The organism is Pseudonocardia sp. NPDC046786 (genome assembly GCF_040645415.1).
In the GTDB taxonomy this organism is placed as follows: domain Bacteria; phylum Actinomycetota; class Actinomycetes; order Mycobacteriales; family Pseudonocardiaceae; genus Pseudonocardia; species Pseudonocardia kongjuensis.
On sequence record NZ_JBEYYF010000036.1, the window covers coordinates 1 to 24,029 of the forward strand.

Annotated in this window: 20 protein-coding genes, 1 rRNA gene and 1 pseudogene; 19 read left to right on the top strand and 3 right to left on the bottom strand. The window is 75.4% G+C overall.

All coding sequences use genetic code 11. The features are described from left to right. From rrf to ABZ881_RS28630, 10 genes are all read left to right on the top strand, one after another. Window positions 1–89, top strand: a 5S ribosomal RNA gene (rrf, locus tag ABZ881_RS28585); the annotation flags it as partial. A 164-nt stretch (window positions 90–253) separates the two neighbouring features. Beyond that, window positions 254–3,145, top strand: a complete 2,892-nt coding sequence (locus ABZ881_RS28590) for a hypothetical protein (RefSeq protein ID WP_358488791.1) — start codon at window positions 254–256, stop codon at window positions 3,143–3,145. Further along, window positions 3,142–4,137, top strand: coding sequence for an HAD hydrolase-like protein (locus tag ABZ881_RS28595; RefSeq protein WP_358488793.1), 996 nt, complete (start codon window positions 3,142–3,144; stop codon window positions 4,135–4,137). The genes ABZ881_RS28590 and ABZ881_RS28595 overlap by 4 nt, the downstream gene beginning before the upstream one ends. Before the next feature lie 106 nt (window positions 4,138–4,243). After that, window positions 4,244–4,450 (top strand): hypothetical protein, encoded by a 207-nt coding sequence (locus tag ABZ881_RS28600; RefSeq protein ID WP_358488794.1) that lies wholly within the window; start codon window positions 4,244–4,246, stop codon window positions 4,448–4,450. 2 nt (window positions 4,451–4,452) lie between these two features. Further along, complete coding sequence (locus ABZ881_RS28605) at window positions 4,453–5,271, top strand: TlyA family RNA methyltransferase (RefSeq protein ID WP_358488795.1); 819 nt, start codon at window positions 4,453–4,455, stop codon at window positions 5,269–5,271. Beyond that, the gene (locus ABZ881_RS28610; RefSeq protein WP_344027295.1) at window positions 5,268–6,191 is read left to right on the top strand and encodes an NAD kinase; all 924 of its coding nucleotides are present in this window, start codon (window positions 5,268–5,270) and stop codon (window positions 6,189–6,191) included. The genes ABZ881_RS28605 and ABZ881_RS28610 overlap by 4 nt, the downstream gene beginning before the upstream one ends. Before the next feature lie 101 nt (window positions 6,192–6,292). After that, entirely contained in the window at window positions 6,293–8,146 is a 1,854-nt protein-coding gene (gene recN, locus ABZ881_RS28615) for a DNA repair protein RecN (protein WP_358488796.1), read from the top strand. 171 nt (window positions 8,147–8,317) lie between these two features. Next, entirely contained in the window at window positions 8,318–9,493 is a 1,176-nt protein-coding gene (steA, locus tag ABZ881_RS28620; protein WP_344027291.1) for a putative cytokinetic ring protein SteA, read from the top strand. Beyond that, window positions 9,490–10,416, top strand: coding sequence for a copper transporter (locus ABZ881_RS28625; RefSeq protein ID WP_358488797.1), 927 nt, complete (start codon window positions 9,490–9,492; stop codon window positions 10,414–10,416). The genes steA and ABZ881_RS28625 overlap by 4 nt, the downstream gene beginning before the upstream one ends. A 6-nt stretch (window positions 10,417–10,422) precedes the next feature. Then, complete coding sequence (locus ABZ881_RS28630; RefSeq protein ID WP_358488799.1) at window positions 10,423–12,180, top strand: CTP synthase; 1,758 nt, start codon at window positions 10,423–10,425, stop codon at window positions 12,178–12,180. 58 nt (window positions 12,181–12,238) lie between these two features. Here the strand turns inward: ABZ881_RS28630 and ABZ881_RS28635 are convergent, their stop codons facing one another. Both ABZ881_RS28635 and ABZ881_RS28640 read right to left on the bottom strand, forming a co-directional pair. Then, on the bottom strand, window positions 12,239–13,486 hold the full coding sequence (locus ABZ881_RS28635; RefSeq protein WP_358488800.1) for a YeeE/YedE family protein: 1,248 nt from the start codon (window positions 13,484–13,486) through the stop codon (window positions 12,239–12,241). 3 nt (window positions 13,487–13,489) lie between these two features. After that, window positions 13,490–14,557 carry a sulfurtransferase gene (locus ABZ881_RS28640; RefSeq protein WP_344027283.1) on the bottom strand — a complete coding sequence of 356 codons (1,068 nt, stop codon included), beginning with the start codon at window positions 14,555–14,557 and terminating at the stop codon, window positions 13,490–13,492. 397 nt (window positions 14,558–14,954) lie between these two features. Here ABZ881_RS28640 and ABZ881_RS28645 point away from each other — a divergent pair, with 397 nt between their 5' ends. Then, complete coding sequence (locus tag ABZ881_RS28645) at window positions 14,955–15,590, top strand: NUDIX hydrolase (protein WP_358488801.1); 636 nt, start codon at window positions 14,955–14,957, stop codon at window positions 15,588–15,590. Between the two features lie 34 nt (window positions 15,591–15,624). Here the strand turns inward: ABZ881_RS28645 and ABZ881_RS28650 are convergent, their stop codons facing one another. Beyond that, on the bottom strand, window positions 15,625–16,359 hold the full coding sequence (locus ABZ881_RS28650; RefSeq protein WP_358488803.1) for a DUF1707 domain-containing protein: 735 nt from the start codon (window positions 16,357–16,359) through the stop codon (window positions 15,625–15,627). Between the two features lie 71 nt (window positions 16,360–16,430). Here ABZ881_RS28650 and ABZ881_RS28655 point away from each other — a divergent pair, with 71 nt between their 5' ends. From ABZ881_RS28655 to ABZ881_RS28690, 8 genes and pseudogenes are all read left to right on the top strand, one after another. Further along, complete coding sequence (locus ABZ881_RS28655; RefSeq protein WP_358488804.1) at window positions 16,431–17,423, top strand: LLM class F420-dependent oxidoreductase; 993 nt, start codon at window positions 16,431–16,433, stop codon at window positions 17,421–17,423. A gap of 7 nt (window positions 17,424–17,430) precedes the next feature. Further along, on the top strand, window positions 17,431–18,354 hold the full coding sequence (locus ABZ881_RS28660; RefSeq protein ID WP_358488805.1) for a site-specific tyrosine recombinase XerD: 924 nt from the start codon (window positions 17,431–17,433) through the stop codon (window positions 18,352–18,354). A 132-nt stretch (window positions 18,355–18,486) separates the two neighbouring features. Then, entirely contained in the window at window positions 18,487–19,347 is an 861-nt protein-coding gene (locus ABZ881_RS28665; protein WP_358488807.1) for a DUF559 domain-containing protein, read from the top strand. Window positions 19,348–19,457: 110 nt separating this feature from the next. After that, the gene (locus ABZ881_RS28670; protein ID WP_358488808.1) at window positions 19,458–20,138 is read left to right on the top strand and encodes a hypothetical protein; all 681 of its coding nucleotides are present in this window, start codon (window positions 19,458–19,460) and stop codon (window positions 20,136–20,138) included. Between the two features lie 191 nt (window positions 20,139–20,329). After that, window positions 20,330–21,223, top strand: coding sequence for a ParA family protein (locus tag ABZ881_RS28675; RefSeq protein WP_344027269.1), 894 nt, complete (start codon window positions 20,330–20,332; stop codon window positions 21,221–21,223). A gap of 41 nt (window positions 21,224–21,264) precedes the next feature. Next, window positions 21,265–22,020 (top strand): annotated as a pseudogene (locus tag ABZ881_RS28680) (segregation/condensation protein A); the annotation flags it as partial. Window positions 22,021–22,405: 385 nt separating this feature from the next. Further along, window positions 22,406–23,254 (top strand): SMC-Scp complex subunit ScpB, encoded by an 849-nt coding sequence (gene scpB / locus ABZ881_RS28685; RefSeq protein ID WP_358488810.1) that lies wholly within the window; start codon window positions 22,406–22,408, stop codon window positions 23,252–23,254. A 5-nt stretch (window positions 23,255–23,259) separates the two neighbouring features. Further along, on the top strand, window positions 23,260–24,021 hold the full coding sequence (locus tag ABZ881_RS28690) for a pseudouridine synthase (protein ID WP_344027267.1): 762 nt from the start codon (window positions 23,260–23,262) through the stop codon (window positions 24,019–24,021). Window positions 24,022–24,029 lie beyond the last annotated feature (8 nt).

Here is a 24,029-nt window from a genome sequence, read left to right on the forward strand (position 1 = left end):
CCGGTCCCATTCCGAACCCGGTAGCTAAGCCTTTCTGCGCCGATGGTACTGCACTCGACAGGGTGTGGGAGAGTAGGTCGCTGCCGACATTCAACCTTTGAAAGGGGGAGTCCGTTCCGGTGTTGTCACCGTTCGGGCTCTCCCTTTTTCTCTTTTTCTGGGACCGCCCCCACCTGGCCAGGTGGGAGGAACGGTCAGCTCGGTGCGGTCGTCCGACCGCGGAAGTGACGGTGTTCCTTTGTACCCTGAGCACGTGACGGACGGGAAGCGTCCCGGCAGCGGCCGGGGAGGCGGTGACCGCGGGCGCGCGGAGCGGTCCGGCGGCGCCGGCTCGCGGTCCGGCTCCGGCTGGGGCCAGGGCGGTGGCGACCGGACCCGCAGCGAGACCGGACGCTCGGGGGAGCCGCGCGGCCGGCGCGACGACCGACCCGAGCGCGGCGGCCCCGACCGGCCCCGCGACGACCGGCCCCGCGGGAGCGGCGGGCCGAACCGCGGCGGTGGCTACCGGGGTTCCGACGACGGCGGCGCGGGACGGCCCCGCCGGGACAACGAGGGGCGTCGGGGCGACGGCCCGTCGCGTGGCAGGCCCGAGTCCGGTGGTTACCGGGGTCGCGGCGGCCGGGACGACGACCGGGGCCGCGGCTCCGGCGACGGCGAGCGCCGCGAGGGTGGCGGCTACCGCGGCCGGAACGACCGCGACGGAGCCGGCCACCGCGGGCGCGCTGAGAGCGGCGGCTATCGCCGTCGCGAGGACGACGGTCGCCGCGACCGGGACGGCGGCGAGCGCGGCCGTTCGGCGAGCGGCGGTAACCGGGAAGGCCGCGGCGGCGGCAACCGCGGCCGTGACGGCGAGGCCCGGAGCAGTTCCGGTGGCTACCGCGGGCGCGGTGAGTCCGGTGGCTACCGCGGGCGTGACGACCGGCCCGCGCGCTCCTACCGTGACGGTGGCGGGTACCGCGCCGGTGGTGGGGACGACCGCGGCCGGCCGTCCGGCGACCGGGGCTACCGCGTTCGTGACGACCGTGGTGGTCCGCAGGGCTCGGGCGGCGCGCGTGGTGGGCGTCCGTTCCGCGACGACGACCGGCGCACCGGCGGGTCCTACCGGGACGAGCGGGGCGGGCGTCCGCCCCGGGACCGGGACGACCGCGGCGCTGGTCCGCGCCGTGAGCGCTCCGAGCGCCCGTGCCGTGAGCGCGACGGTGCCGACCGGGCGCGCAACGACCGGGCGGACGGCCCGGCCGGCCGGCGGGACGACCGGTACCGCTCGGCCGATCGCGGCCCCCGGGTGCGAGCCGACGGCTCCGAGGCCCGGTACGAGCCGCGCCCGGCCGAGAGGGGCACCGACGTCCGGCCCGGTGAGCAGGTCGGCCCGGTCCGGTCCGAGCACGACCGCGCGTTCGCGGCACGGCAGGACGAGCAGCCCGGCACGACCGGCGAGCCCGGCACGACCGGCGAGCCCGGCGCACAGCCGGGTGCCGCTGCGCAGCCCGGCGAGTCCGGCGGACAGGCCGGCACCGCGGAGCAGTCGGGCGCGCTGACCGGCTCTGCCGCGCACACGAGCGGTTCGGCGGACACCGCCGCTCCCGCCGGCGACTCGGGCACCGTCGCGTACACCGGCGACTCGGCTGCTGCTGTGCAGCGCGGCGACCGGGCGGACGCCGCCGCACGGGCCGGCGGTTCGGCGGACGCCACGGCGCAGACCGACGGGATCAGCGGCCACACCGACCCCGAGCGGGCCCGACCCGTGACGTCCGAGGCGGGCACCGCGTCGCCGGACGGGCAGAGCTTCGCCGACCGGTCCCCGGAGTCCCGGCCGTCCGGCCGTCCGGCACCGCACCGCGAGCGGGCCGATCGCGGCCGCCGCGACGACCGCCGGGCAGGCCCCGGCCGGGACTCGCGCGGCGGCCCCGACCGCGGAGACCGCGGTGACCGGGGAGCCCGCCGTGACCGGGGAGACCGCCGCGACGGCGGCGACCGCCCCCGTCGTATCCCGGAGTCGGCGGAGCGGACGTTCGTCGCCGAGCCGGATCTCCCGGACTCGGTCTCGTCCGCCGAGCTCGACCCGAGCGTCCGGCGCGACCTGCGCGGGCTGCAGAAGGAGACCGCGGAGAGCGTCGCCCGGCACCTGGTCGCGGCCGGGATCCTGGTCGACGAGGACCCGACGCTGGCGCTCGAGCACGTGCGGTACGCACGGCGGCGCGCCTCCCGGATCGCCGTCGTGCGGGAGGCGGCCGGAATCGTCGCCTACCACGCCGGCGAGTGGAACGAGGCGCTCGGCGAGTTCCGCGCCGCCCGCCGGATGGGCGGCGGCCCCGGGCACGTCCACGTCATGGCCGACATCGAGCGTGCGCTCGGCCGGCCCGAGCGGGCGCTCGACCTGGCCCGCAGTCCCGAGTCGCGGGACCTGGGCCGCGAGGAGCGCATCGAGCTGCTCATCGTCGCGGCCGGTGCCCGGCGCGACCTCGGGGAGCTCGACGCGGCCGTCGTCGGGCTGCAGGTGCCCGAGCTCGACCCCGCCGCGCGTGACCCGTGGAGCCCGCGGCTGTTCTACGCCTACGCCGACAACCTGCTCGCCACCGGGCGCGAGGCCGACGCCATCCAGTGGTTCGTGCACGCCCACGACGCCGACACCGAGGGGCAGACCGACGCCGCCGCCCGGATCGCCGAGCTGACCGGTGAGGAGCTCCCCGCGTCCGACGACGACGAGCTGACCATCGGCTACGAGGAGCTGCCGGACGACCCGGCGGACAGCCCGGGCCCCCGCGGCGCCGCCGAACCGTCCCCCGACGCCACCGGACCGGCCGAACGACCGGTCGGCGGCAGTCCCGTTGGCGGCGCGGCCCCCACCGGACATCCGGACGTCGGCGCACCGGCCACCGAGGACGCGGAGGGCGCCGCACCGGCGACCGCTGAGCGGCCGGACCCGGAACCCGCGGCCGACGGCCACGAGGACCCGGCTCCCGCGCCCGATGACCAGCGCGGCAGCACGGCGCCGGACGTCGCGGACCGGGACGCCGACGATGCACCGACCGACCACGGGACGGCCACCGACGACCCCGCCACCGACGGCGCCGCCACCGATAGCGGGGCGGCCGACGACCCCGCCGCCGACGGGCCCGCGGACCCGGGGACGGCCCGCTCATGACCGACGACCTGCTGTCCCGCCACGACGTCCTGCTCGCCGACCTGGACGGAACCCTCTACCGGGGGCCCGAGGTCGTCCCGGGCGCGCTGGACGCCGTGCTCGGCGCGGCCGCGCGCGGCGTGCCGACCGTCTACGTGACGAACAACGCCTCCCGCAGCCCGGCGGCGGTCGCGGCGCACCTGACCGAGCTGGGGTTCCCGGCCGGCGTCGGGGACGTCCGCACCAGCTCGCAGGCCGCCGCCACGATGCTCGCCGAGCAGCTGCCGGCCGGCGCGCCGGTCCTCGTCGTCGGCACCGACGCGCTCGCCGACGAGGTCCGGGCCCGCGGGCTCACGGTGGTCGGGACGGCGGGCGAGGCCGTCGCCGTCGTCCAGGGGCACTCGCCGGACACCGGATGGCGGATGCTGGCCGAGGCCGTCGTCGCGGTCCGTGCCGGCGCGCTGTGGGTCGCCTCGAACGTCGACCCGACACTGCCGACCGACCGCGGCCCGCTGCCCGGCAACGGCTCCATGGTGCAGGTCGTGCGCACCGCGACCGGCGCACAACCGCAGGTCGCGGGCAAGCCCGCCGCGCGGCTGCTGCGGGAGGCGCAGGGCGACGCGATCCGGCCGCTGGTCGTGGGGGACCGGCTGGACACCGACATCGAGGGCGCGCACGCACTGCGGGCGCCGTCGTTGATGGTGCTGACCGGGGTGAACGGGCCGGCCGACCTGCTCGCCGCACCACCCGGGTTGCGCCCCACCTACCTCGGTGCCGACCTGGGCGCGCTCGCCCGGCACCCGGACGAGCTGACCCCGGGGCCGCGGCCCGGCTGGCAGGTCGAGCACGGGCCGGACGGCTTGCGGCTCGGCGGATCCGGCACCGGACCCGAGCCCGCGGTCGACGCCCTCCGCGCGCTGTGCGCGGCAGCCTGGGAGCACGGTGCCGGCCCGGTGACCGCCGACGGCGGAGCGGCCGCCGGGGTGCTCGACGAGCTCGGGCTCGGCGGCTGAGCACGCCCGCCCCGTCCGGTGGGCGGGGCAACGGCGGTGCCCGCGGTCGCGCCCGTCCGCGTTCGGCTACCGTGGCCAGCGAGACCCCCGTCCCCGGAGATCATCGATGAGCGTCCCCACCCCCGGCCCGCGTCCCGGTGACCCGCGGCATGCGGCAGACCGGCCGGTCTCCGCGCTGCGTGCCGACGTCGAGGCGGCCGTCGCCGGGCTCGACGATCTCGCCGACCGGCCGGTCTCCGAGCACCCGGCCGCGTTCGAGCGGGTGCACGCCGCGCTCGGCCGCGCCCTGGGCGCCGGGCCGGAACGGGACTGAGTGTGCCGCCCACCCGCACACGGCTGGACGCCGAGCTCGTCCGGCGCAAGCTCGCCCGGTCCCGCGGCCAGGCCGCCGAGCTCATCGCGGCAGGCCGGGTCACCGTGAACGGCATGCCCGCCGCGAAGCCCGCGACGGTCGTCGAACGGGACGCACCCGTCGTCGTCCGGCCGGACGAGGGCCCGGAGTGGGCCTCGCGCGGTGCCCGGAAGCTGCTCGGGGCGCTGGCGGCGTTCCCGGCCGTCGAGCCCGCGGGGCGGCGCTGCCTGGATGCAGGCGCCTCCACCGGCGGCTTCACCGACGTGCTGCTCGACCGCGGCGCCCGCGAGATCGTCGCCGTCGACGTCGGCTACGGCCAGCTCGTCTGGCGACTGCAGTCCGACGAGCGGGTCCGGGTGCACGACCGCACGAACGTCCGCGCACTGGAACCGGAGCAGATCGGCGGGCCGGTCGACCTGACCGTCGCCGATCTGTCCTTCATCTCGCTGCGCACGGTGCTGCCCGCGCTCACCGCCTGCACCGCTCCCGGCGGGGACCTGCTTCCGATGGTCAAGCCGCAGTTCGAGGTCGGCAAGCAGCGGCTCGGCTCCGGCGGTGTGGTCCGCGACCCGCGACTGCGCACCGAGGCGCTGCACGGCGTCGCCACCGCGGCCGGCGGGCTCGGGCTGCAGGTGCTCGGCGCCGTGGCCAGCCCGCTGCCCGGCCCGTCCGGCAACGTCGAGTACTTCCTGCACCTGCGGCGCCCCGACGGCGGCGAACCCGGTCCCGGCCCCGAGCTGGAGCCGATGCTGGCCGCCGCCGTCGCGGACGGCCCAGCATGAGGGAGGTCCTACTCGTCCTGCACACCGGGCGTCCGGCGAACCGCAAGACGGCACTGCGGGTGATGGCCGAGCTCGGGGCGCTGGGGCTGCGCACCCGGGTGCTGGCCGACGAGTGGGCCGAGATCGGCGCCGATCCCGATCTGCCGGCCGATCTCGCACCCGTCCAGGTCGCGGCCGGGCCGGACTGCGCGGCCGGCGCGGAGGCGGTCCTCGTCCTCGGCGGCGACGGGACGCTGCTGCGCGCCGCCGATCTCGCCCGGCCGTCCGGGGTGCCGCTGCTCGGGGTGAACCTGGGCCACGTCGGGTTCCTCGCCGAGGCCGAGGAGGACACCCTCGACGAGGCCCTCGACAAGCTCGCCGCCGGGGCCTACGAGGTCGAGGAACGGACGACGCTGCAGGCCGTGGTCCGCTCCAACGGGCACGTGCTGGGCCGGACCTGGGCGCTCAACGAGGCCGTCGTCGAGAAGACCACCCGGGGCCGGATCCTGGAGGTCGTGCTGGAGGTCGACGGCCGGCCGGTGTCCTCGTTCGGCTGCGACGGGGTGCTGTGCTCCACACCGACCGGATCCACCGCCTACGCGTTCTCCGCGGGCGGCCCGCTGATCTGGCCGCAGGTGCAGGCGATGCTGGTCGTCCCGAGCAACGCGCACGCGCTCTTCGCGCGGCCGATGGTGGTCGCGCCGGACAGCGCGGTCGCGATCGAGGTGTCCGCGGACGGGCCGTCCGCGGTGCTGGACTGCGACGGCCGCCGGACGATCGCGGTGCCGCCGGGCGCCCGGGTCGAGCTGACCCGCGCCGCCGAGCCGGTGCGGATGGTGCGGCTGGCCGCGCAGCCGTTCGCCGACCGGCTGGTCCGCAAGTTCGATCTCCCGGTACGGGGCTGGCGCGGCGCCCAGCAACGGCGCTCATCGAACACCTGATCGACCGCTCGGCGCACGGGGACGACCGTACGAACACCTGTTCGGCCCACGGCGCGTGTCGGCGATGTTCTCCGTCGGGGTTCGAACGTATGGTCCCACCCATGTTGGCCGAGATGCGGATCCAGGGCCTCGGAGTGATCGACGACGCGACCCTGGAGCTCGACCCGGGCCTGACCGTGCTGACCGGTGAGACCGGCGCGGGCAAGACCATGGTCGTGACCGGACTGAACCTGCTCGGCGGCGGCCGCGCGGAGTCGTCGCGGGTGTCGGCCGGGGCGAAGCGGGCGGTCGTCGAGGGCCGCTTCGCGGCGTCACCGGGGGCGGTCGAGCTGGCCGAGGAGGTCGGCGCCGAACCGGACGACGACGGCACCCTGATCGCGGCGCGCACCGTCTCCGCCGACGGCCGGTCCCGGGCCCACCTGGGCGGCCGGTCGGTCCCGGTCGGGGTGCTCGGCAGGCTGGCCGAGGCGCAGCTGGCGGTGCACGGCCAGAACGACCAGCTGCGCCTGCTCCGCAGCTCGGACCAGCGGGCGCTGCTCGACCGGTTCGCCGGCGACCCGGTGGCGGTCCCGCTGGCCGAGTACCGGCGGGTGCGCTCCGAGTGGACCGCCGTCGTCGCGGAGCTGGCCGAGCGCCGGGGCAACGCGCGCCGGCTGGCCCAGGAGGCCGACATGCTGCGGCACGGCCTGGCCGAGATCGAGGCCGTCGATCCGCAGCCGGGGGAGGACCGCGAGCTCGTCGAACTGGCCCGCCGGATGGCCGAGGCGGACGACCTGCGGGCCGCCGCCGAGTCCGCCAGGGCGGCGCTGTGCGGCCCGGACGACGGTGAGCTCCCCGGTGCGGTCGGTCTCGTCGGGCAGGCCCGCTCGCTCACCGAGGGCAGCGGTGACCCGGTGCTGCGGGAGCTGGGGCCGCGGCTCGCGGAGGTGCTGGCGGTGCTGGCCGACACCGGCGCCGAGCTGTCCGGCTACCTGGACCAGCTCGACGCGGACCCGGAACGGCTGGAGCAGGTGCTGGCCCGGCAGGCGGAGCTGCGCTCGCTCACCCGCAAGTACGCCGCCGACACCGACGGCGTCCTGGACTGGGCGCACACCGCCCGCGAGCGGCTCAACGGCCTCGACACCTCCGACGACGCGCTCGCCGGGCTCGCCGCCAGCCGGGACGAGCTGGCGGCCGAGCTGGCCCGGCACGCCGCGGCGGTGACCTCGGCCCGCACCGAGGCGGCCGGCCGGCTGGCGGAGGCCACCACCGCCGAGCTCGCCGGGCTCGCGATGCGCGACGCCCGGCTGCAGGTCGGCGTCGCGCCGCGCCCGGCGGGCGACTCCGGCCCGGTGCTGGTGGTCGGCGGCCGCGAGTGCCATGCCGGTGCCGGCGGTGTCGACGAGGTCGAGATCCGGCTCGTCGCGCACGCCGGAGCCGCGGCCCAGCCGCTGCACAAGGGTGCCTCCGGCGGCGAGCTGTCCCGGGTGATGCTGGCGCTCGAGGTCGCGCTGGCCGGTGCCGATCCGGTGCCGACCATGGTGTTCGACGAGGTCGACGCCGGCGTCGGCGGCCGGGCGGCGGTCGAGATCGGGCGCCGGCTGGCCCGGCTCGCGGCCCGGCACCAGGTGATCGTCGTGACGCACCTGCCGCAGGTGGCGGCATACGCGGACCGGCATCTCGTCGTGCAGAAGGCGTCCGGTGCCGGGGTGACCCGCTCCAGCGTGCAGCGGCTCGCGGAGGGGGAGCGCACCGCGGAGCTGGCCCGGATGCTCGCCGGGATGGACGACACCGACACCGGCCGCGCCCACGCCGAGGAGCTGCTCGCCGCTGCCACCGCGCACCGGGAGGCGGATCGCCGGGAGCAGTCCACCGCGGCCGAGCCTGCCGACCTGGCCGAGGCGCGGTCGCGGCGCACCGGAGCGGCGGCGACCACCGGCCGGGCCCGGCGCCGGAGCGTCCCGCGAGCGGGGTGAGTGGCATCGGGACGGCTCCGGTCCGGTAGCCGGGCCGGCCTCGGATCCGGGGGGTGGTCGCACCGGGGCGTCCGGCAACCGGGTGAGACCGCCCGGCCCGGCGGGGGAACCGACGTCCCGGCCCGGCGTGCCTTCGCCGTCACAGCCGTCCCACCTGCCACAGTGCGACCCATGAAGCTGTCCGGCCTGCTGCACCGTTCGCGACCGGAGCTGCCGGGCCTGACCGGCCCGGTCCGCACCGACCGCCGTACCGAGGCCCTGCTGCGCCGGCTCCGGCCCGGCGACATCGCCGTCCTCGACCAGGTCGATCTCGACCGCGCCACCGCCGATGCACTGGTGGCCGCCCGGGTCGCCGCGGTCGTCAACGCCGCGCCGTCGATCTCCGGCCGGTTCCCCAACCTCGGCCCGCAGGTGCTCGTCGAGGCGGGCGTCCCGCTGGTCGACGACTGCGGCGCCGAGATCATGCGCGCGGTCAAGGACGGCGCGAAGGTTCGGCTGCACGACGGTGTCCTCTACTCCGGGGAGCAGCCGCTCGGCGAGGGCCGGGTGCAGACCGAGGACACCGTCGCCGACGCGCTCGACGAGGCCAAGTCCGGCCTCACCCATCAGCTCGAGGCGTTCGCCGCCAACACCATCGAGTTCATGCGCCGGGAGCGGTCGCTGCTGCTCGACGGGCACGGCGTGCCCGAGGTCGACGTCCCGCTCGACGGCAGGCAGGTGCTGGTCGTCGCTGCCGGGTTCGAGCACAGCCGGGTGCTGAAGCGGCTCCGGGCCTACATCAAGGAGTACCGGCCGGTCCTGATCGGCGTCGGGGCCGGCGCCGACGCCCTGATGAACGCCAGGTACAAGCCGGACCTGATCGTCGCCGACCCGTCCGAGGTGTCGAACCAGGCGCTGACCAGCGGTGCCGACGTCGTCGTCCCCGCCTTCCCGGACGGTCACGCGCCCGGCCTGCACCGGGTGCAGGATCTCGGCGCCAGCGCGGTGACGTTCCCGTCTATGGCCAATCCCGAGGACCTCGCCCTGCTGCTCGCCCACCACCACGGTGCGGCGATGATCGTCACCGTCGGGCTGTCCGCGTCGATGGCCGAGTTCCTCGACCGCGGCCGCTCCGGCAGCAACGCCTCCACCTTCCTCACTCGGCTGCAGACCGGCGGCTCGGTGGTGGACGGCGCGATGATCGCGCAGATGTACCGCAGCCGGTCGTCGTTCGCGCCGCTGCTGCTGCTCGTCGCGGCGGCGATCGTCGCCGTCGTCGTCGCCGTGCTGGTGTCCGGCGCGGGACCCGCGGTCCTGGAGTGGGCGCGCGGGATCGTGGAGACCGTGCGGGCCTGGTTCCCGGCGTGATCTCGCGGCGCTACCACCGGATCGCCCTGGTCGCCGTCTTCGTGCTGGCCCTCGCGGCCGGCGTGGTGATCGCGACCGTCGGCCTGCCGCAGCGGATCGCGGCGACGGTCGCCGCCTCGGCCACGACGAGCGAGACCGACCAGCTGCGGGCCGAGCGGGACACGCTCGCCGCCCGGCAGGCGTCCGGCGACGAGTTCACCGCCCTGATCGGTCCGGACGTCGTGCGGGACACGCTGACCGGGGTACCGGTCACCGTCGTCGCGCTCGGCGCCGATCCGGCCGACACCCGGGCCGTCGCCGAGCTGGTCGCCGCTGCGGGCGGGACCGTCGCCGCCGAGGTCGTGCTCACCCCGGCCGTCACCGACCCGGCCCGGGCCGACCAGCTCCGCGACCTGTCCGCGCGGCTGCTGCCCTCCGGTGCGCAGCTGCCCGCGTCGTCCGAGGCCGGCGCGCTGGCCGGCGGGCTCCTGGGCGCCGCGCTGCTGGTCCCGGCCGACGGGGCCGCACCCGACCCGCAGCAGGCGTCCGCCGTGCTCGCCGGGCTCGCCGGCGGCGGGTTCGCCGAGCAACCGACCGGCGACCCGGCGGCGGGGCGGCTCGCCGTCGTCGTCACCGGGGAGCAGTTCGGCGGCGTCGACGCCGTCGGCTCGGCCGCCACCGCGACCGCGCTCGCGGCCGAGCTGGACCGCCGCGGCGCCGGTGCGGTGCTGGCCGGGCGGGACGCCGCCGCGCACGGCGCGGTCGGCGCGGCCCGCGCGGCCGGGGATCCGCTGTCCACCGTCGACGGCGTCGGCACCGGCGCCGGACGGATCGCGACCGTGCTCGCGCTCGCCGAACGCAACGGCGGTGGGACCGGCCACTACGGCTCGGGGGACGGTTCGGAGGGCCCGGTTCCGGCCGTCCCACAGCGATCGGTAGGCTGAAACTCCGTGCAGACTCGCGCCACCCGTCATCTGTTCGTCACCGGTGGGGTCGCCTCCTCGCTGGGCAAGGGACTGACCGCCTCCAGCCTCGGTCAGCTGCTCACCGCGCGCGGGCTCCGCGTCACGATGCAGAAGCTCGATCCGTACCTCAACGTCGATCCCGGGACGATGAACCCGTTCCAGCACGGCGAGGTCTTCGTGACCGAGGACGGCGCGGAGACCGACCTCGACATCGGCCACTACGAGCGGTTCCTCGACCGGGACCTGCAGGGCCGGGCGAACGTCACCACCGGCCAGGTCTACTCCGAGGTGATCGCCAAGGAACGCCGAGGCGAGTACCTCGGCGACACCGTGCAGGTCATCCCGCACATCACCGGTGAGATCAAGGACCGGGTGCTCGCGATGGCCGCGCCGGACGCCGAGGGTATCGCACCGGACGTCGTCATCACCGAGGTCGGCGGCACCATCGGCGACATCGAGTCGCTGCCGTTCGTCGAGGCGGCCCGCCAGGTCCGGCACGAGGTCGGCCGGGACAACTGCTTCTTCCTGCACGTCTCGCTGGTGCCCTACCTGGCGCCGTCCGGCGAGCTGAAGACGAAGCCGACCCAGCACTCGGTCGCCGCGCTGCGCAACATCGGCATCCAGCCCGACGCGCTGGTGCTGCGCGCCGACCGGGAGATCCCGGACGCGATGAAGCGCAAGATCTCGCTGATGTGCGACGTCGAGATCGACGGCGTCGCCGCCGCGCCGGACGCCCCGTCGATCTACGACATCCCGAAGGTGCTGCACGGCGAGGGGCTCGACGCCTACGTCGTCCGGCGGCTCGGGCTGCCCTTCCGCGACGTCGACTGGACCGTGTGGGGGGATCTGCTCGACCGCGTCCACCACCCGCAGGAGACCGCGACGATCGCACTCGTCGGCAAGTACGTCGACCTGCCCGACGCGTACCTGTCGGTGACCGAGGCGCTGCGCGCCGGCGGGTTCGCCCACCGCGCGAAGGTCACGATCCGCTGGGTCCCCTCGGACACCTGCGAGACCCCGGCCGGTGCGGCCGAGGCGCTCGACGGGGTCGACGCCGTCCTCGTGCCGGGCGGGTTCGGCATCCGCGGCATCGAGGGCAAGCTCGGCGCGATCACCCACGCACGCACCCGCCGGATCCCCACCCTCGGGCTGTGCCTCGGCCTGCAGTGCATGGTGATCGAGACCGCGCGCAGCGTCGCCGGGCTGGACGGCGCGAGCTCCTCGGAGTTCGACCCGGACACCCCGCACCCGGTGATCTCGACGATGGCCACCCAGCGCGACGTCGTCGCCGGGGAGCGGGACATGGGCGGCACCATGCGGCTCGGGGCGTACCCGGCCGTGCTGGCGCCCGGATCGGTCGTCGCGAAGGCGTACGGGTCCCGGGAGGTCTCCGAACGGCACCGGCACCGGTTCGAGGTCAACAACACCTACCGCCAGCGGCTGACCGAGGCCGGGCTGGTGTTCGGCACCTCGCCGGACGGCACCCTGGTCGAGTTCGTCGAGCTGCCCGAGTCGACGCATCCGTTCTTCGTCGGCACCCAGGCGCATCCGGAGCTGAAGAGCCGGCCGACCCGGCCGCACCCGCTGTTCGCGGCGTTCGTCCGCGCCGCGCTGCGCTACCGGGCCGAGGAGCGGCTACCGGTCGAGCTGCCCGGCCGGCACGGCAGCGCCACGGAGGACACCGCGGCCGAGGCCGGTTCGAACGGCGTCGCCCCGGCGGAGAGCACCGCCGGCCCGACCTGACGGCGCGTCCCCGGCGGGGTGCGACCCGCTCGCGGCGGCCTGGTACCCGGCCGCCGCGTCAGATGCGGTGCAGCCCCAGCCGGAACCCCAGCCACAGCGCCGGGACCAGCCCGGCCGCGAAGATCCAGCCGGACAGCGCGAACGCCTGGATGCCCGACAGCAGCACGCCGAACGTGCAGCCGATCGCCGTCATCGCACCCCAGCCGAGCAGCAATCCCCCGAGCAGCGCGCTCACCGTCCCGGGCGCGGTCAGCGGCTCGATGCGGAACCGGCGCCCCGGCAGCGCCGCGGCGAGCGACCCCACGACCAGGCCGATGATGAGCCAGCCGTTCGCGAGGACCGCCTCGGCGACGACCGTGGCGCAGCCGGCGAAGGTGTCCAGGCCGTGCAGGGTGGCCGGGAGCACACCGGCGCCGTCCAGCACGGTCCGGGTGGTGCTGCCGATCTGCCGGGTCACCCCGAGTGGCTCCACCCGCAGGTAGGCGGCGACACCGATCAGGCCGACCATCGCTCCGGTCAGCAGCGTCGGCCAGCGCCGTTCGACCAGGCCGCGGCCGATCCCGGCGAGCGTGATCGCGCTCTCGGGACGGGCCGGTTGCCGGGGGAGCCGGCGCAGCAGCAGCACGGCCGGCACCGCCAGTGCGGCCAGCGTGACGGCGAGCGCCCCGGCGATGCCCAGGGTGCTCGGCAGCCACGGCGCCGGCGCGGTGGACAGCGCGGCCAGGTACAGCGCGTTCCAGGTCAGGAAACCGAGCCCGAAACCGGCCGCGGCGCCCAGCAGTGCCGGGACGGCCCGCAGCGAGCCCTCACCGAGCCGGTAGAGGTGGCCGCCGATGCAGCCACCGGAGAGCACGACGCCGGTGCCGAACGCGGCGCCGGCCAGCAGCACCGTCCACGCCGCCGGGCCGATGTGCGCCCCCGGGGGCAGCCCGCCGGCCCCGGGATCGGGCACGAACAGCGAGAACACCACCGCATACCCGGTCGCGCCGACCGCGAGGGCGGCCAGGATCGCGTAGCTGCCGGTGGAGTCGCGGTGCTCGAACAGGTCCCGGAAGATGCAGAAGAAGCAGAACCGGCCGCGCTCGCAGACGATCCCGAGCGCCGCACCGACGAGCAGCGAGAACGCCGCGTCGGCGCCGTGCGCCGGCGCGCCGTGCAGCAGCACCGCCCCGGTCGCGAGCGCCCCGGCCAGTGCCAGCGCGACCGCGGTGCGGACGGTGTCGGCCCGGGTCCAGCGCCGGGCCCCGGCGGGCAGGAGCCCGGTCCCCCCGACCGTGGGGGAACCGGGCTCCGGAGTGGCTGTCATGGGTTACGCGACGCCCCAGACGGTGCCGGCGTTGTTGACGACCGGGACGCCGACGGTGTTGCCGTACTCGGTCCAGGAGCCGTCGTAGAGCTGCACGTCGTAGCCGAGGATCTGGCTGAGCACGAACCAGGTGTGGCTGGCGCGCTCACCGATCCGGCAGTAGGCGACGATCGGCTTGCTGCCGTCGATGCCCTGCTCCGCGTACAGCGCGCGGAGCTCGTCGACCGGCAGGAAGGTGCCGTCGTCGGCGACGGCCTCGGACCAGGTGACGTTCACCGCGCCGGGGATGTGCCCGGCCCGCACGGCGGTCTCCTGGAAGCCCTCGGGGGCGAAGATCTCGCCGTTGAACTCGGCGGCGCCCCGGATGTCGACGAGCGCGGTGTCGGTCTCGGCGCCGCTCTCCGCGGCGCGCGCCACCTCGACCACGTCCGGCAGGAAGGCCCGCAGGTTCGGGTCCGCCTCGCCGGCCTCCCAGCTGCCCTGGCCCGGCTGCGGGGCGCCGACGTCGAGGGTGCGGCCCTCGGCCTCCCACTTCACCCGGCCGCCGTCGAGCAGCTTGACGTTCTCGTGGCCGTAGAGGTTGAACACCCACGCACCCCAGGCGGCGAACCAGTTCTCCTTGTCGCCGTAGAGCACGACCGTGGTGTCCGGGTCGATACCGCTGCGCCGGGTGAGGGCGGTGAAGTCCTCCCTGCTGACGACGTCCCGGTTCACCGTCGAGACGAAGTCGGTCGTCCAGTTGTAGTTCCAGGCGCCGGGGATGTGACCGCGTTCGTAGACCCCCGGTTCGGTGCTGACCTCGATCACCCGGATCGACGGGTCGTCCAGGTTCGCGGCCAGCCACTCGGTGCTGACGACGACGTCGGAGTAGTTGTCCTCGACGATCGGGGTGCCCGCGGCGGCGGGGCGTCCGGCCTGGTCACCCCCACCGCTGACGGCGACGATGCCCGCGACGACGGCGACCACCGCGACGATCGCGGCACCGATCAGACCGAGGCGACGCCATCTGCCGGAACCGGATCCGGGATCGGCGTCGTCGGGTGCGGACGTGGACGGGGTGGGGCTCGACATCGGTTCTCCTGGAACGGGTTGGGCACGCCGCGGCTGGCTCGCGAGCACGGGGTGCGCGGGCGGGAGGGAGCGCGCCGGACGGCGCGCGGAGGATCGCGCTCACGCGGGACCGGACTCGGCCCGCGGAGGGGGATCAGCGGCGGGGTCGACAACCCTGCGAGGAGACACGGGCCATGTCCACATGACGACGACGCGTCAGGAGGATGGTCCGGCTCATGCCGAGGATCCTTTGTGTCGGGTTCGTCCAGAGTCAAGGCCGCGCGGTCACCGAGACCGATTCGTGACCCGTACGGGCGAATGCTCCTGCGCGGCGGGACCGCGGGGGAGCAGTAGTGTCCCGTGGGGTGAAGATCAGGCGCTGGCCGGCCCCCGGCCCCACGTCCCCGGTCGCCGGATCGTGACCCGCCCCGGCGAGCACGACTTCCCGGTCCGCTCGGCCACCGACATCTACTCGGGCCGGGTGATGGCGCTGCGCTCGGACCGGGTGGTCATGCCCGGCGGGCGGGTCGCCACCCGGGAGATCCTGGAACATCCCGGCGCGGTCGCCGTCCTGGCGGTCGACGACGACCGGCGGGTCCGGATGCTGCACCAGTACCGGCACGCGGTGCGGCGCAGGCTCTGGGAGCTGCCGGCCGGGCTGCTGGACGTCGCCGGGGAGGACCCGGTCGTCACCGCCGGTCGCGAGCTGACCGAGGAGGCGGGGCTGTCCGCGGCCGACTGGGCGGTGCTGCTCGACGTCGTCCCGTCCCCGGGCTTCTCCGACGAGTCGGTCCGGATCTTCCTGGCCCGCGGGCTCACCGAGCAGCCGCGGCCGGTGCTGGGCGACGACGAGGAGGCCGATCTGGAGCTGCGCTGGATCCCGATCGACGAGGCCGTCGCGATGGTGTTCGCCGGCGAGATCGTCAACGCGGTGACCTGCGCCGGGCTGCTCGCCGCCGGCGCCGTGCTGGCCGGGGCCGCCGAGCCGCGGCCGGTCGGGACCGAGTGGGTGGACCGGCCGGAGCGCTTCGCCCGCCGCCGCGACGGTGACTGACCAGGCACGGTGACTGATCAGGGACGGTGGCCGGTCAGGGGCGCAGCGGCCGGCCCGCCGGGTCGGTCGGGCTGCCGGCCAGGATCACGATCCCGTCGACGAACGACCAGATCGCCCCGAACCCGAAGGTGAACAGCGTGACCAGCAGCTGTGCCACCGCCAGCCCGGTGTGCCCGGTGTAGAACCGGCCGACGCCGAACGGCAGGAACAGCTGCAGCAGGCCGCCGACGATCCGCTGCCGGTCCGAGTACGGGCGCCCCGAGTACGGCTCCCGGCCGAACGGGGCCGCCGCGTCGTAGCCGGCGTAGGCGCCGTAGACGGGCGGGCCGGGATGCGGTGGATAGGCGTTCGGGTACCCGTCGTACCAGGCGGGGGTGGACTCGTGCCCGGGCGCGAACCCGGGGAAGGCCGGTTGCCGGGCGCCGTGGGCCGGTGGCCACGGCGGTGCGGAGCGGTGGTCCGGTCCGGGTCCCGTCGTGCCGCCCGCCGGGTACGCCGCCGTCGTACCGGCCGATCCGGCGGACCTGCCGCCTGAGGGGGGTGCCGCGGTCGCCCCGCCTGCCTCCGGACGCACCCCCGGCGGGAAGCCCGGATGCGGCTCGGGCAGGTCGGTGAACAGCGCCGCCAGCTCGGCCCACGAGCCCGCCGCGCGCGCCAGCCGGACCCGCTCGTCGAACGCGCCGACCTCCAGGCGGCCACCGGTGAAGTGCAGGGACAGTGCCCGCACCGCGTCCTCCTGCTCGGCGTGGCCGAGGTCCCCGGTGCTCATGGTGGCGACGGTATATCCGGGCGGGCCCGGGCGACATGCCGCCGTCGGCGGGACGGTCCTAGGCTCGGTGCATGCGCTTCGGACTCTTCGTGCCCCAGGGCTGGCGACTCGATCTCGTCGGTATCGACACCAACGCCCAGTGGGACGTCATGCGTGGCCTCGCCGAGTACGCCGACCGCGGCGACGTGTGGGAGTCGGTGTGGGTCTACGACCACTTCCACACCGTCCCCGCGCCGACCGACGAGGCCTGTCACGAGGCGTGGAGCCTGATGGCCGCGTTCGCCGCGAGCACCGAGCGGGTGCGGCTCGGCCAGATGTGCACCTGCATGGCCTACCGCAACCCCGCCTACCTGGCGAAGGTCGCGGCGACCTGCGACGTCATCTCCAAGGGCCGGGTCGAGATGGGCATCGGCGGCGGCTGGTACGAGCACGAGTGGCGGGCCTACGGCTACGGCTTCCCGCGCCCGGGCGTGCGGCTCGGGATGCTCGACGAGGGCGTGCAGATCTTCGCGCAGGCGTGGCGGGAGGGCCGGGCCACCCTGGACGGCAAGCACTACCAGGTCGACGACGCGATCGTCGCCCCGAAGCCGCTGCAGGACGGCGGCATCCCGCTCTGGATCGCCGGCGGCGGCGAGAAGGTCACCCTGAAGATCGCCGCGCAGTACGCGCAGTACACCAACTTCGACGGCACCCCGGAGGGCTTCGCGCACAAGTCCGAGGTGCTCGCCGGGCACTGCCGCGAGCTGGGCACCGACTTCGACGCGATCGTCCGGTCGGCGAACTACAACATCGCGATCGGGCACACCGAGGACGAGGTCGAGGACCGGCTGCAGCAGCTCGTCGCCCGGCTGGAGCCGCTCGTCGGGGCGGAGAAGGCGCAGGGCGCGCTCGGTGCGTTCCGCGGGATGCCCGGCTGCGGCACCCCCGAGCAGATCGTCGAGAAGCTCTCGGCGTTGCAGGACAAGGGGATGAGCTACGCGATCTGCTACTTCCCGGAGGCCGCCTACGACCGGTCCGGGATCGAGCTGTTCGAGCGCGAGGTCGTCCCGGCACTGACGGGCTGAGCCGGCGGTGCCGTCCCCGGAGCGGGTCGTCGAGGACTACCTCGGCCATCTCGCCGTCGAGCGTGGGCGGGCGCAGAACACGCTGCGCTCGTACCGGCTCGACCTGGACCGCTACACCGAGCACCTGGCGTCGTCGGGGCGCGACGATCTCGCCGCGGTGCGGGAGGCCGACGTCTCGGCGTTCGTGGCGGCGCTGCGCACCGGGGAGCGGCCGCTCGCCGCGTCGTCGACCGCACGGGCGCTGGCCGCGGTGCGCGGGCTGCACCGGTTCGCGGTCCGGGAGGGGATCGTGCCGGCCGACGTCGCCGCCGCGGTGGCGCCGCCGTCGTTGCCGTCCCGGCTGCCGAAGGCGCTCTCGGTGGACCAGGTCGACCAGCTCCTGGCCGGCTGCGTCGCCGACGGCCCGACCGGATTGCGGGACCGTGCGCTGCTGGAGCTGCTGTACTCGACCGGCGCCCGGATCTCCGAGATCGTCGGCGCCGATCTCGACGACCTGGATCCCGAGGCGCGGACGATTCTGTTGCACGGCAAGGGGAACAAGCAGCGGATCGTGCCGGTCGGGCGGCCCGCGCTGGCCGCCGTCGACGCCTACCGGGTGCGCGCCCGCCCGGTGCTCGCCACCCGCGGCGGCGGGACCCCGGCGCTGCTGCTGAACGCCCGCGGCGCCCGGCTGTCCCGGCAGAGCGCGTGGCACGTGCTGCGCGCGGCCGCCGAGGCGTCCGGGCTGGAGCCGGCGGTGGTGGCGTCGGTGTCCCCGCACACCCTGCGGCACTGCTTCGCGACGCACCTGCTCTCCGGCGGGGCGGACGTGCGCGTGGTGCAGGAGCTGCTGGGGCACTCGTCGGTGGCGACGACCCAGGTCTACACCCACGTCACCGTGGACACGCTGCGCGAGGTCTACGCCACGGCGCATCCGCGCGCCCGCGGCTGATCACCGATCGGGAACCGGGACGTCCGGTGGCCGACCGTTCCGGTGCCCGATCCGTGATCACCCGGGTTCGCGGGGGCGAACGGTGGTGGCCGATCCGGGCCGGGCCGCGGCCACGGCGGGCAGGGTCGGCGGATGGATCCGGCTCGGGTGCTGCGGGAACAGGACGGCGTGCTCACCGCCGCCCAGGCGGAAGCCTGCGGCATCCCGCCCCGGGCCGCCCGGCGGCGGATCGCGGCCGGGCGGTGGTCGGCGCCGTTCCCCGGCGTGTTCCACGATCGCGGGCACCGGTACGGGCCGCGGGCCCGGATCCGCTCGGCGGGGCTGTGGTCCGGGGGTGTGGTGTCCGGGCCCGCGGCGGCGTGGTGGTGGGGGATGCTCGACGTGGTGCCCGCGGTCGTCGACGTCACGGTGCCCCGGGGCAGACGCCGGAGGGCGAGGCCCGGGGTCCGGGTGCGGCGGCGTGACCTCGATCCCGCCGACCGGGTGCTGCGCCACGGTCTCGGGATCACCGGCCGCCCGCTGACGGTGCTGGAGGCCGCGGTCGTGCTCGACGACGGATCGGCGATGGTCGACCGGGCCCTGCAACGGTGGGTCACGTTCGACGCGCTGCACGGGGCCTGGTGCCGGATGGCCGGGGCCACCGGCGCCCGCCGGGCCCGGGAGCTGCTCGTCGCCGCCGCCGACCGGGCCGGGTCCGATGCGGAACGCCGGCTGGTCCGGCTGCTCCGCTCCGCCGGCATCGACGGGTGGGTGCTCGGCCACCGGGTCGGCCCCTACGAGCTCGATCTCGCGTTCCCGGCGGCCCGGCTCGGTGTCGAGTTCGACGGCTGGGCCTGGCACAGCGACGTCGTCCGGTTCCGCAACGACCGCCGCAAGGGCAACGAGCTCGCGGGCGCCGGCTGGACGGTGCTGCGGGTGACCTGGCACGACCTGGACACCGCGCCCGGCCGGATCGTCGCGCAGATCCGGCACGCGCTGCGCCTCGCGGGCTGATCACGGATCGGGAACCGGGACGACCGGTGGCCGACCGTTCCGGTTCCCGATCCGTGATCACCGGACCCGGCGGTGGGGGCCGGGATCGGACGGACTACGTTCCGGGATCGATGCGATACGGAGCGTGGGTCGTCGGGGCCGTGGCGTCCCTGGTGCTGGCCGGGTGCGGGAGCGGTGGACCCGAGCAGCAGGAGAACGTCGATGACCGGATCGACGGGGCCGTGGCCCGGGTCGAGATCGACTCGGACGCGGGTCCGGTGCGGCTGGTCGCCGGTGCGGAGTCGTCGGTCGAGCAGGACCTGCGCTGGACCGGGGACGCGCGGCCGCAGGTCGAGCACCGGCTGGACGGCGACGTCCTGCGGATCAGCGCCCGCTGCCCGAACTCCGGCGGCGAGCGATGCCAGGCCGGGCTGGTCGTCACCGTGCCGGCCGAGGCGTCGTCGCGGGTGGAGCTCTCCGCCGGCGGCATCGAGATCTCCGGCCTGACCGGCGAGCAGGACGTCCGCACCAGCGCGGGCGAGGTCACCGGCACCGGCCTCGGGCCGGGTTCGGTCACCGCGTCGTCCAGTGCGGGCGGGGTCGACCTGCGGTTCGCCGAGGCGGCCCCGGAGGTGACCGCGGAGTCGACGGCCGGGCAGGTGGACGTCCGGTTGCCGATCGGTCCCGCCTACTGGGTCACCGCCGAGACGACCGCCGGGAGCAGCACCGTCGAAGTGCCCGACCAGCCCGGCGCCGATCACCGCGTGATCGCGCGCAGCACGGCCGGGAGCGTGTCGGTCACACCGGGCTGAGCTGCACCGCGACACGCCGGGCCCGGGCGGCGGGGAACCGTCACCGGGCGCGGGTAAGGTTGCGACATCAGTTCGCGAGGTGCACGGCGAGGCGCGTTGCCGCACGTGGGGGCGGTTCCTACAGTGCGGGTCGGGATCGGTGCAGCTGTCCCGGGACCCGGTACGCACCCCACGACGAGACCGGAGACCGCATGAACCCCACGCGGCCGGAACCCCAGGACCGGCTCGACGACTCGGCCGACGAGTCGTCGCCGACCCCGGGGCGAGGCATCCCCAGCACCAGCAGCCGCGCGCCGGAACCGGCGCCGCTGACCGTGCACGGCCCCGCCCGGGTGATCGCCGTGGCGAACCAGAAGGGCGGCGTCGGCAAGACGACGTCCACCATCAACCTCGGGGCGGCGCTCGCCGAGTACGGCCGCAAGGTGCTGCTCGTCGACTTCGACCCGCAGGGTGCGCTGTCGGTGGGGCTCGGCGTGCAGCCGCACCAGCTCGAGTCGACCGTCTACAACCTGCTGATGGAGCGCGACGTCGAGGCCGACGAGGTGCTGCAGGACACCGGCGTCGAGAACATGGACCTGCTGCCGTCGAACATCGACCTGTCCGCCGCCGAGGTGCAGCTGGTCACCGAGGTCGGCCGCGAGCAGGCGCTCGGCCGGTCGCTGAAGCGGTTCCTGCCCGACTACGACGTCGTCCTCATCGACTGCCAGCCCTCGCTCGGCCTGCTCACGATCAACGCGCTGTCCTGCGCCGACGAGGTGCTGATCCCGCTGGCCTGCGAGTTCTTCTCGCTGCGCGGGGTCGCGCTGCTGATGGACACGATCGACAAGGTCACCGACCGGCTCAACCCGGACCTGCGGCTGCTCGGCGTACTGGCGACCATGTTCGATACCCGGACGCTGCACACCAAGGAGGTGCACGACCGGGTCGTCGAGGCGTTCGGCGAGAAGGTGTTCGACGCCGTCATCAACCGGACGATCAAGTTCCCGGAGACGACGGTCGCCGGCGAGCCGATCACGGTCTGGGCGCCCACGTCGTCCGCGGCGGCGTCCTACCGGATGCTGGCCCGGGAGGTCATCGCCCGGTGACGCTGCTGGCCGACGGTCCGGGTGGGCCCGTCCCGGAGAACCTGGACGACGGCGACGTCGCCGCCCCGCGGTCCCGGCGCTTCACCGTGCGCCTGACGAACTTCGAGGGCCCGTTCGACCTGCTGCTGCAGCTGATCGGCAAGCACGAGCTCGACGTCACCGAGATGGCGCTGCACAAGGTCACCGACGACTTCATCGCGCACCTGGCCGATCTCGGCGACGACGCCGACCTCGACGAGACCACCGAGTTCCTGGTCGTCGCGGCGACCCTGCTCGACCTGAAGGCGGCCCGCCTGGTGCCCGGCGCCGAGGTCGAGGACGACGAGGACCTCGCCCTGCTCGAGGCGCGCGACCTGCTGTTCGCCCGGCTGCTGCAGTACCGGGCCTACAAGCAGGCCGCGCAGCTGTTCGTCGAGCTGGAGAACGGCGCGCTGCGCCGGTTCCCGCGCTCGGTGTCGCTGGAGGACCGGTACGCCGAGCTGCTGCCCGAGGTGCTGCTCGGGGTGGACGCCGACGCGTTCGCCGAGCTCGCCGCCGCGGTGTTCCGGCCGCGCCCCCCGCAGGAGGTGGGCGTCGACCACCTGCACGCGGTGCACGTGTCGGTCGCCGAGCACACCCAGCTGCTGCGCGAGCGGCTCGCCGTCGCTGGGACGGCCACCTTCGCCGAGCTGACCGCCGACTGCGTCGGCACACTGGAGGTCATCGCCCGGTTCATGGGCCTGCTGGAGCTGTACCGGGAACGCTCGGTCGCGTTGGAGCAGCCGGAGCCGTTCGCCGATCTCACCGTCACCTGGACCGCCGACCGCGCCGACGACCCGGTCGCGTACGCGGCCGCGCTGGAGGACGAGCGGGCCGCGGCGGAGGAGGCGGTGCGGGCCAGGAACAAGCGGCGCCGCAAGAAGAACCGCGCCGACGACGCCGTGGACGCTGTGCCGGACGATGCGCTCGACGCTGTGTCGGACGATGCTGTGTCGGTCGATGCGCTGGACGCCGGGCCGAGCGACGCGCCGGACGCTGGGTCGGATGAGGCGACCGGGGCCGGGGCGGATGACGCGCCGGGCACTGATGCGGATGCCGGGACGCCCGCCGCGCCGGAACCGGAGATCGGCGCCGGAGGTCCGGAGCGCGACCCCGGACCGCGGGAGGGCTCGGTGCCCGATGGCGAGGGGACCGGGACGGCCGGTGGCTGAGCCGGACGACCGGCCGGGATCCGCCGACCCGGAGGACCCGTCCGAGCTGATGCGCCTGATCGGCCGGACGGTGCCGCGGAGCCCGCACGCCGGCACGGAGCGGACTGCGGCCGGGCCGGACGAGAACCGGGCCGACGTCCGGGACGACGACGAGCCGGCGCGCACCCGGGCCCCGGGGGCGGAGCCGGCCCCGGCCACTGACCGCCCATCCGACGACCCGACAGCCGACGACTCCGCAGCCGACGACTCCGCAGCCAAGGACCTGGCCGCCGACGCCCCGGCACTCACCGAACCCACCGACGACGCCGAGCTGGAGAAGGCCCTCGAGGCGCTGCTGCTGGTCGTCGACACCCCGGTGGACGAGGAGTCGCTGGCCACGACGCTCGGCCAGACCCCGGTGCGGATCCGGCAGACCCTCGACCGGATGTCGCGTACCTACACCGCCGACGCCCGCGGCATCGACCTGCGCCGGGTGGGCGGCGGCTGGCGGTTCTACACCCGCGACCGGTACGCCCCGTACGTCGAGAAGCTATTGCTCGACGGCCAGCGTGCCCGGCTCACCCGGGCCGCGCTGGAGACCCTCGCCGTCGTCGCCTACCGGCAGCCGGTGACCCGGGCGCGGGTCGCCGCGGTCCGTGGGGTGAACTGCGACGGCGTGCTGCGGACCCTGCTCACCCGCGGGCTGGTGGAGGAGGCGGGGACCGAGGAGCACACCGGAGGGACACTGTTCCGGACCACCGAAGTGTTCCTGGAACGGCTCGGGCTCTCGTCGGTGCAGGAGCTGCCGCCGCTGGCGCCGCTGCTGCCCGACATCGACGCGATCGACGACCTGGAAAGCTAGAGGACATGAGCAACACACACGACCCCGACGGAGTCCGGCTGCAGAAGGTGCTGGCCCGTGCGGGTGTCGCCTCCCGGCGGGCCGCGGAGGAGCTGATCGCGCAGGGGCGCGTGCAGGTCGACGGCGTGACCGTCCGCGAGATGGGGCGCCGGATCGACCCCGAGACCGCCGTGCTGCACGTCGACGGCGCCCGGGTCACGCTGCGCGACGACCAGGTGTACCTGGCGCTGAACAAGCCGCGCGGCCTGCACTCGACGATGTCCGACGACCTGGGCCGGCCCTGCATCGGCGATCTGCTCGCCGACCGGGTCGAGCTGATGAACGAGGCGCAGCGGCTGTTCCACGTCGGACGGCTGGACGCCGAGACCGAGGGCCTGCTGCTGCTCACCAACGACGGCGAGCTCGGCCACCGGCTGATGCACCCGTCCTACGAGGTGCCCAAGACCTACCTGGCCGAGGTGGAGGGCCGGATCGCGCGGGACCTGGGCCGGCGGCTGCGGGACGGGATCGAGCTGGACGACGGGCTCGCCCGCGTCGACTCGTTCAAGCTGGTCGACTCGCTGCCCGGCCGGGCGACCGTGGAGCTCGTCCTGCACGAGGGGCGCAAGCACATCGTGCGGCGGATGCTCACCGAGGTCGGGCACCCGGTGCAGCGGCTGGTGCGCACCGCCGTCGGGGAGGTCCGGCTCGGCAACCAGAAGCCGGGCAAGCTGCGCCCGCTGGACCGGGTGGAGATCGGCTCGCTCTACAAGGCCGTGGGGCTGTAGCGGTGGCG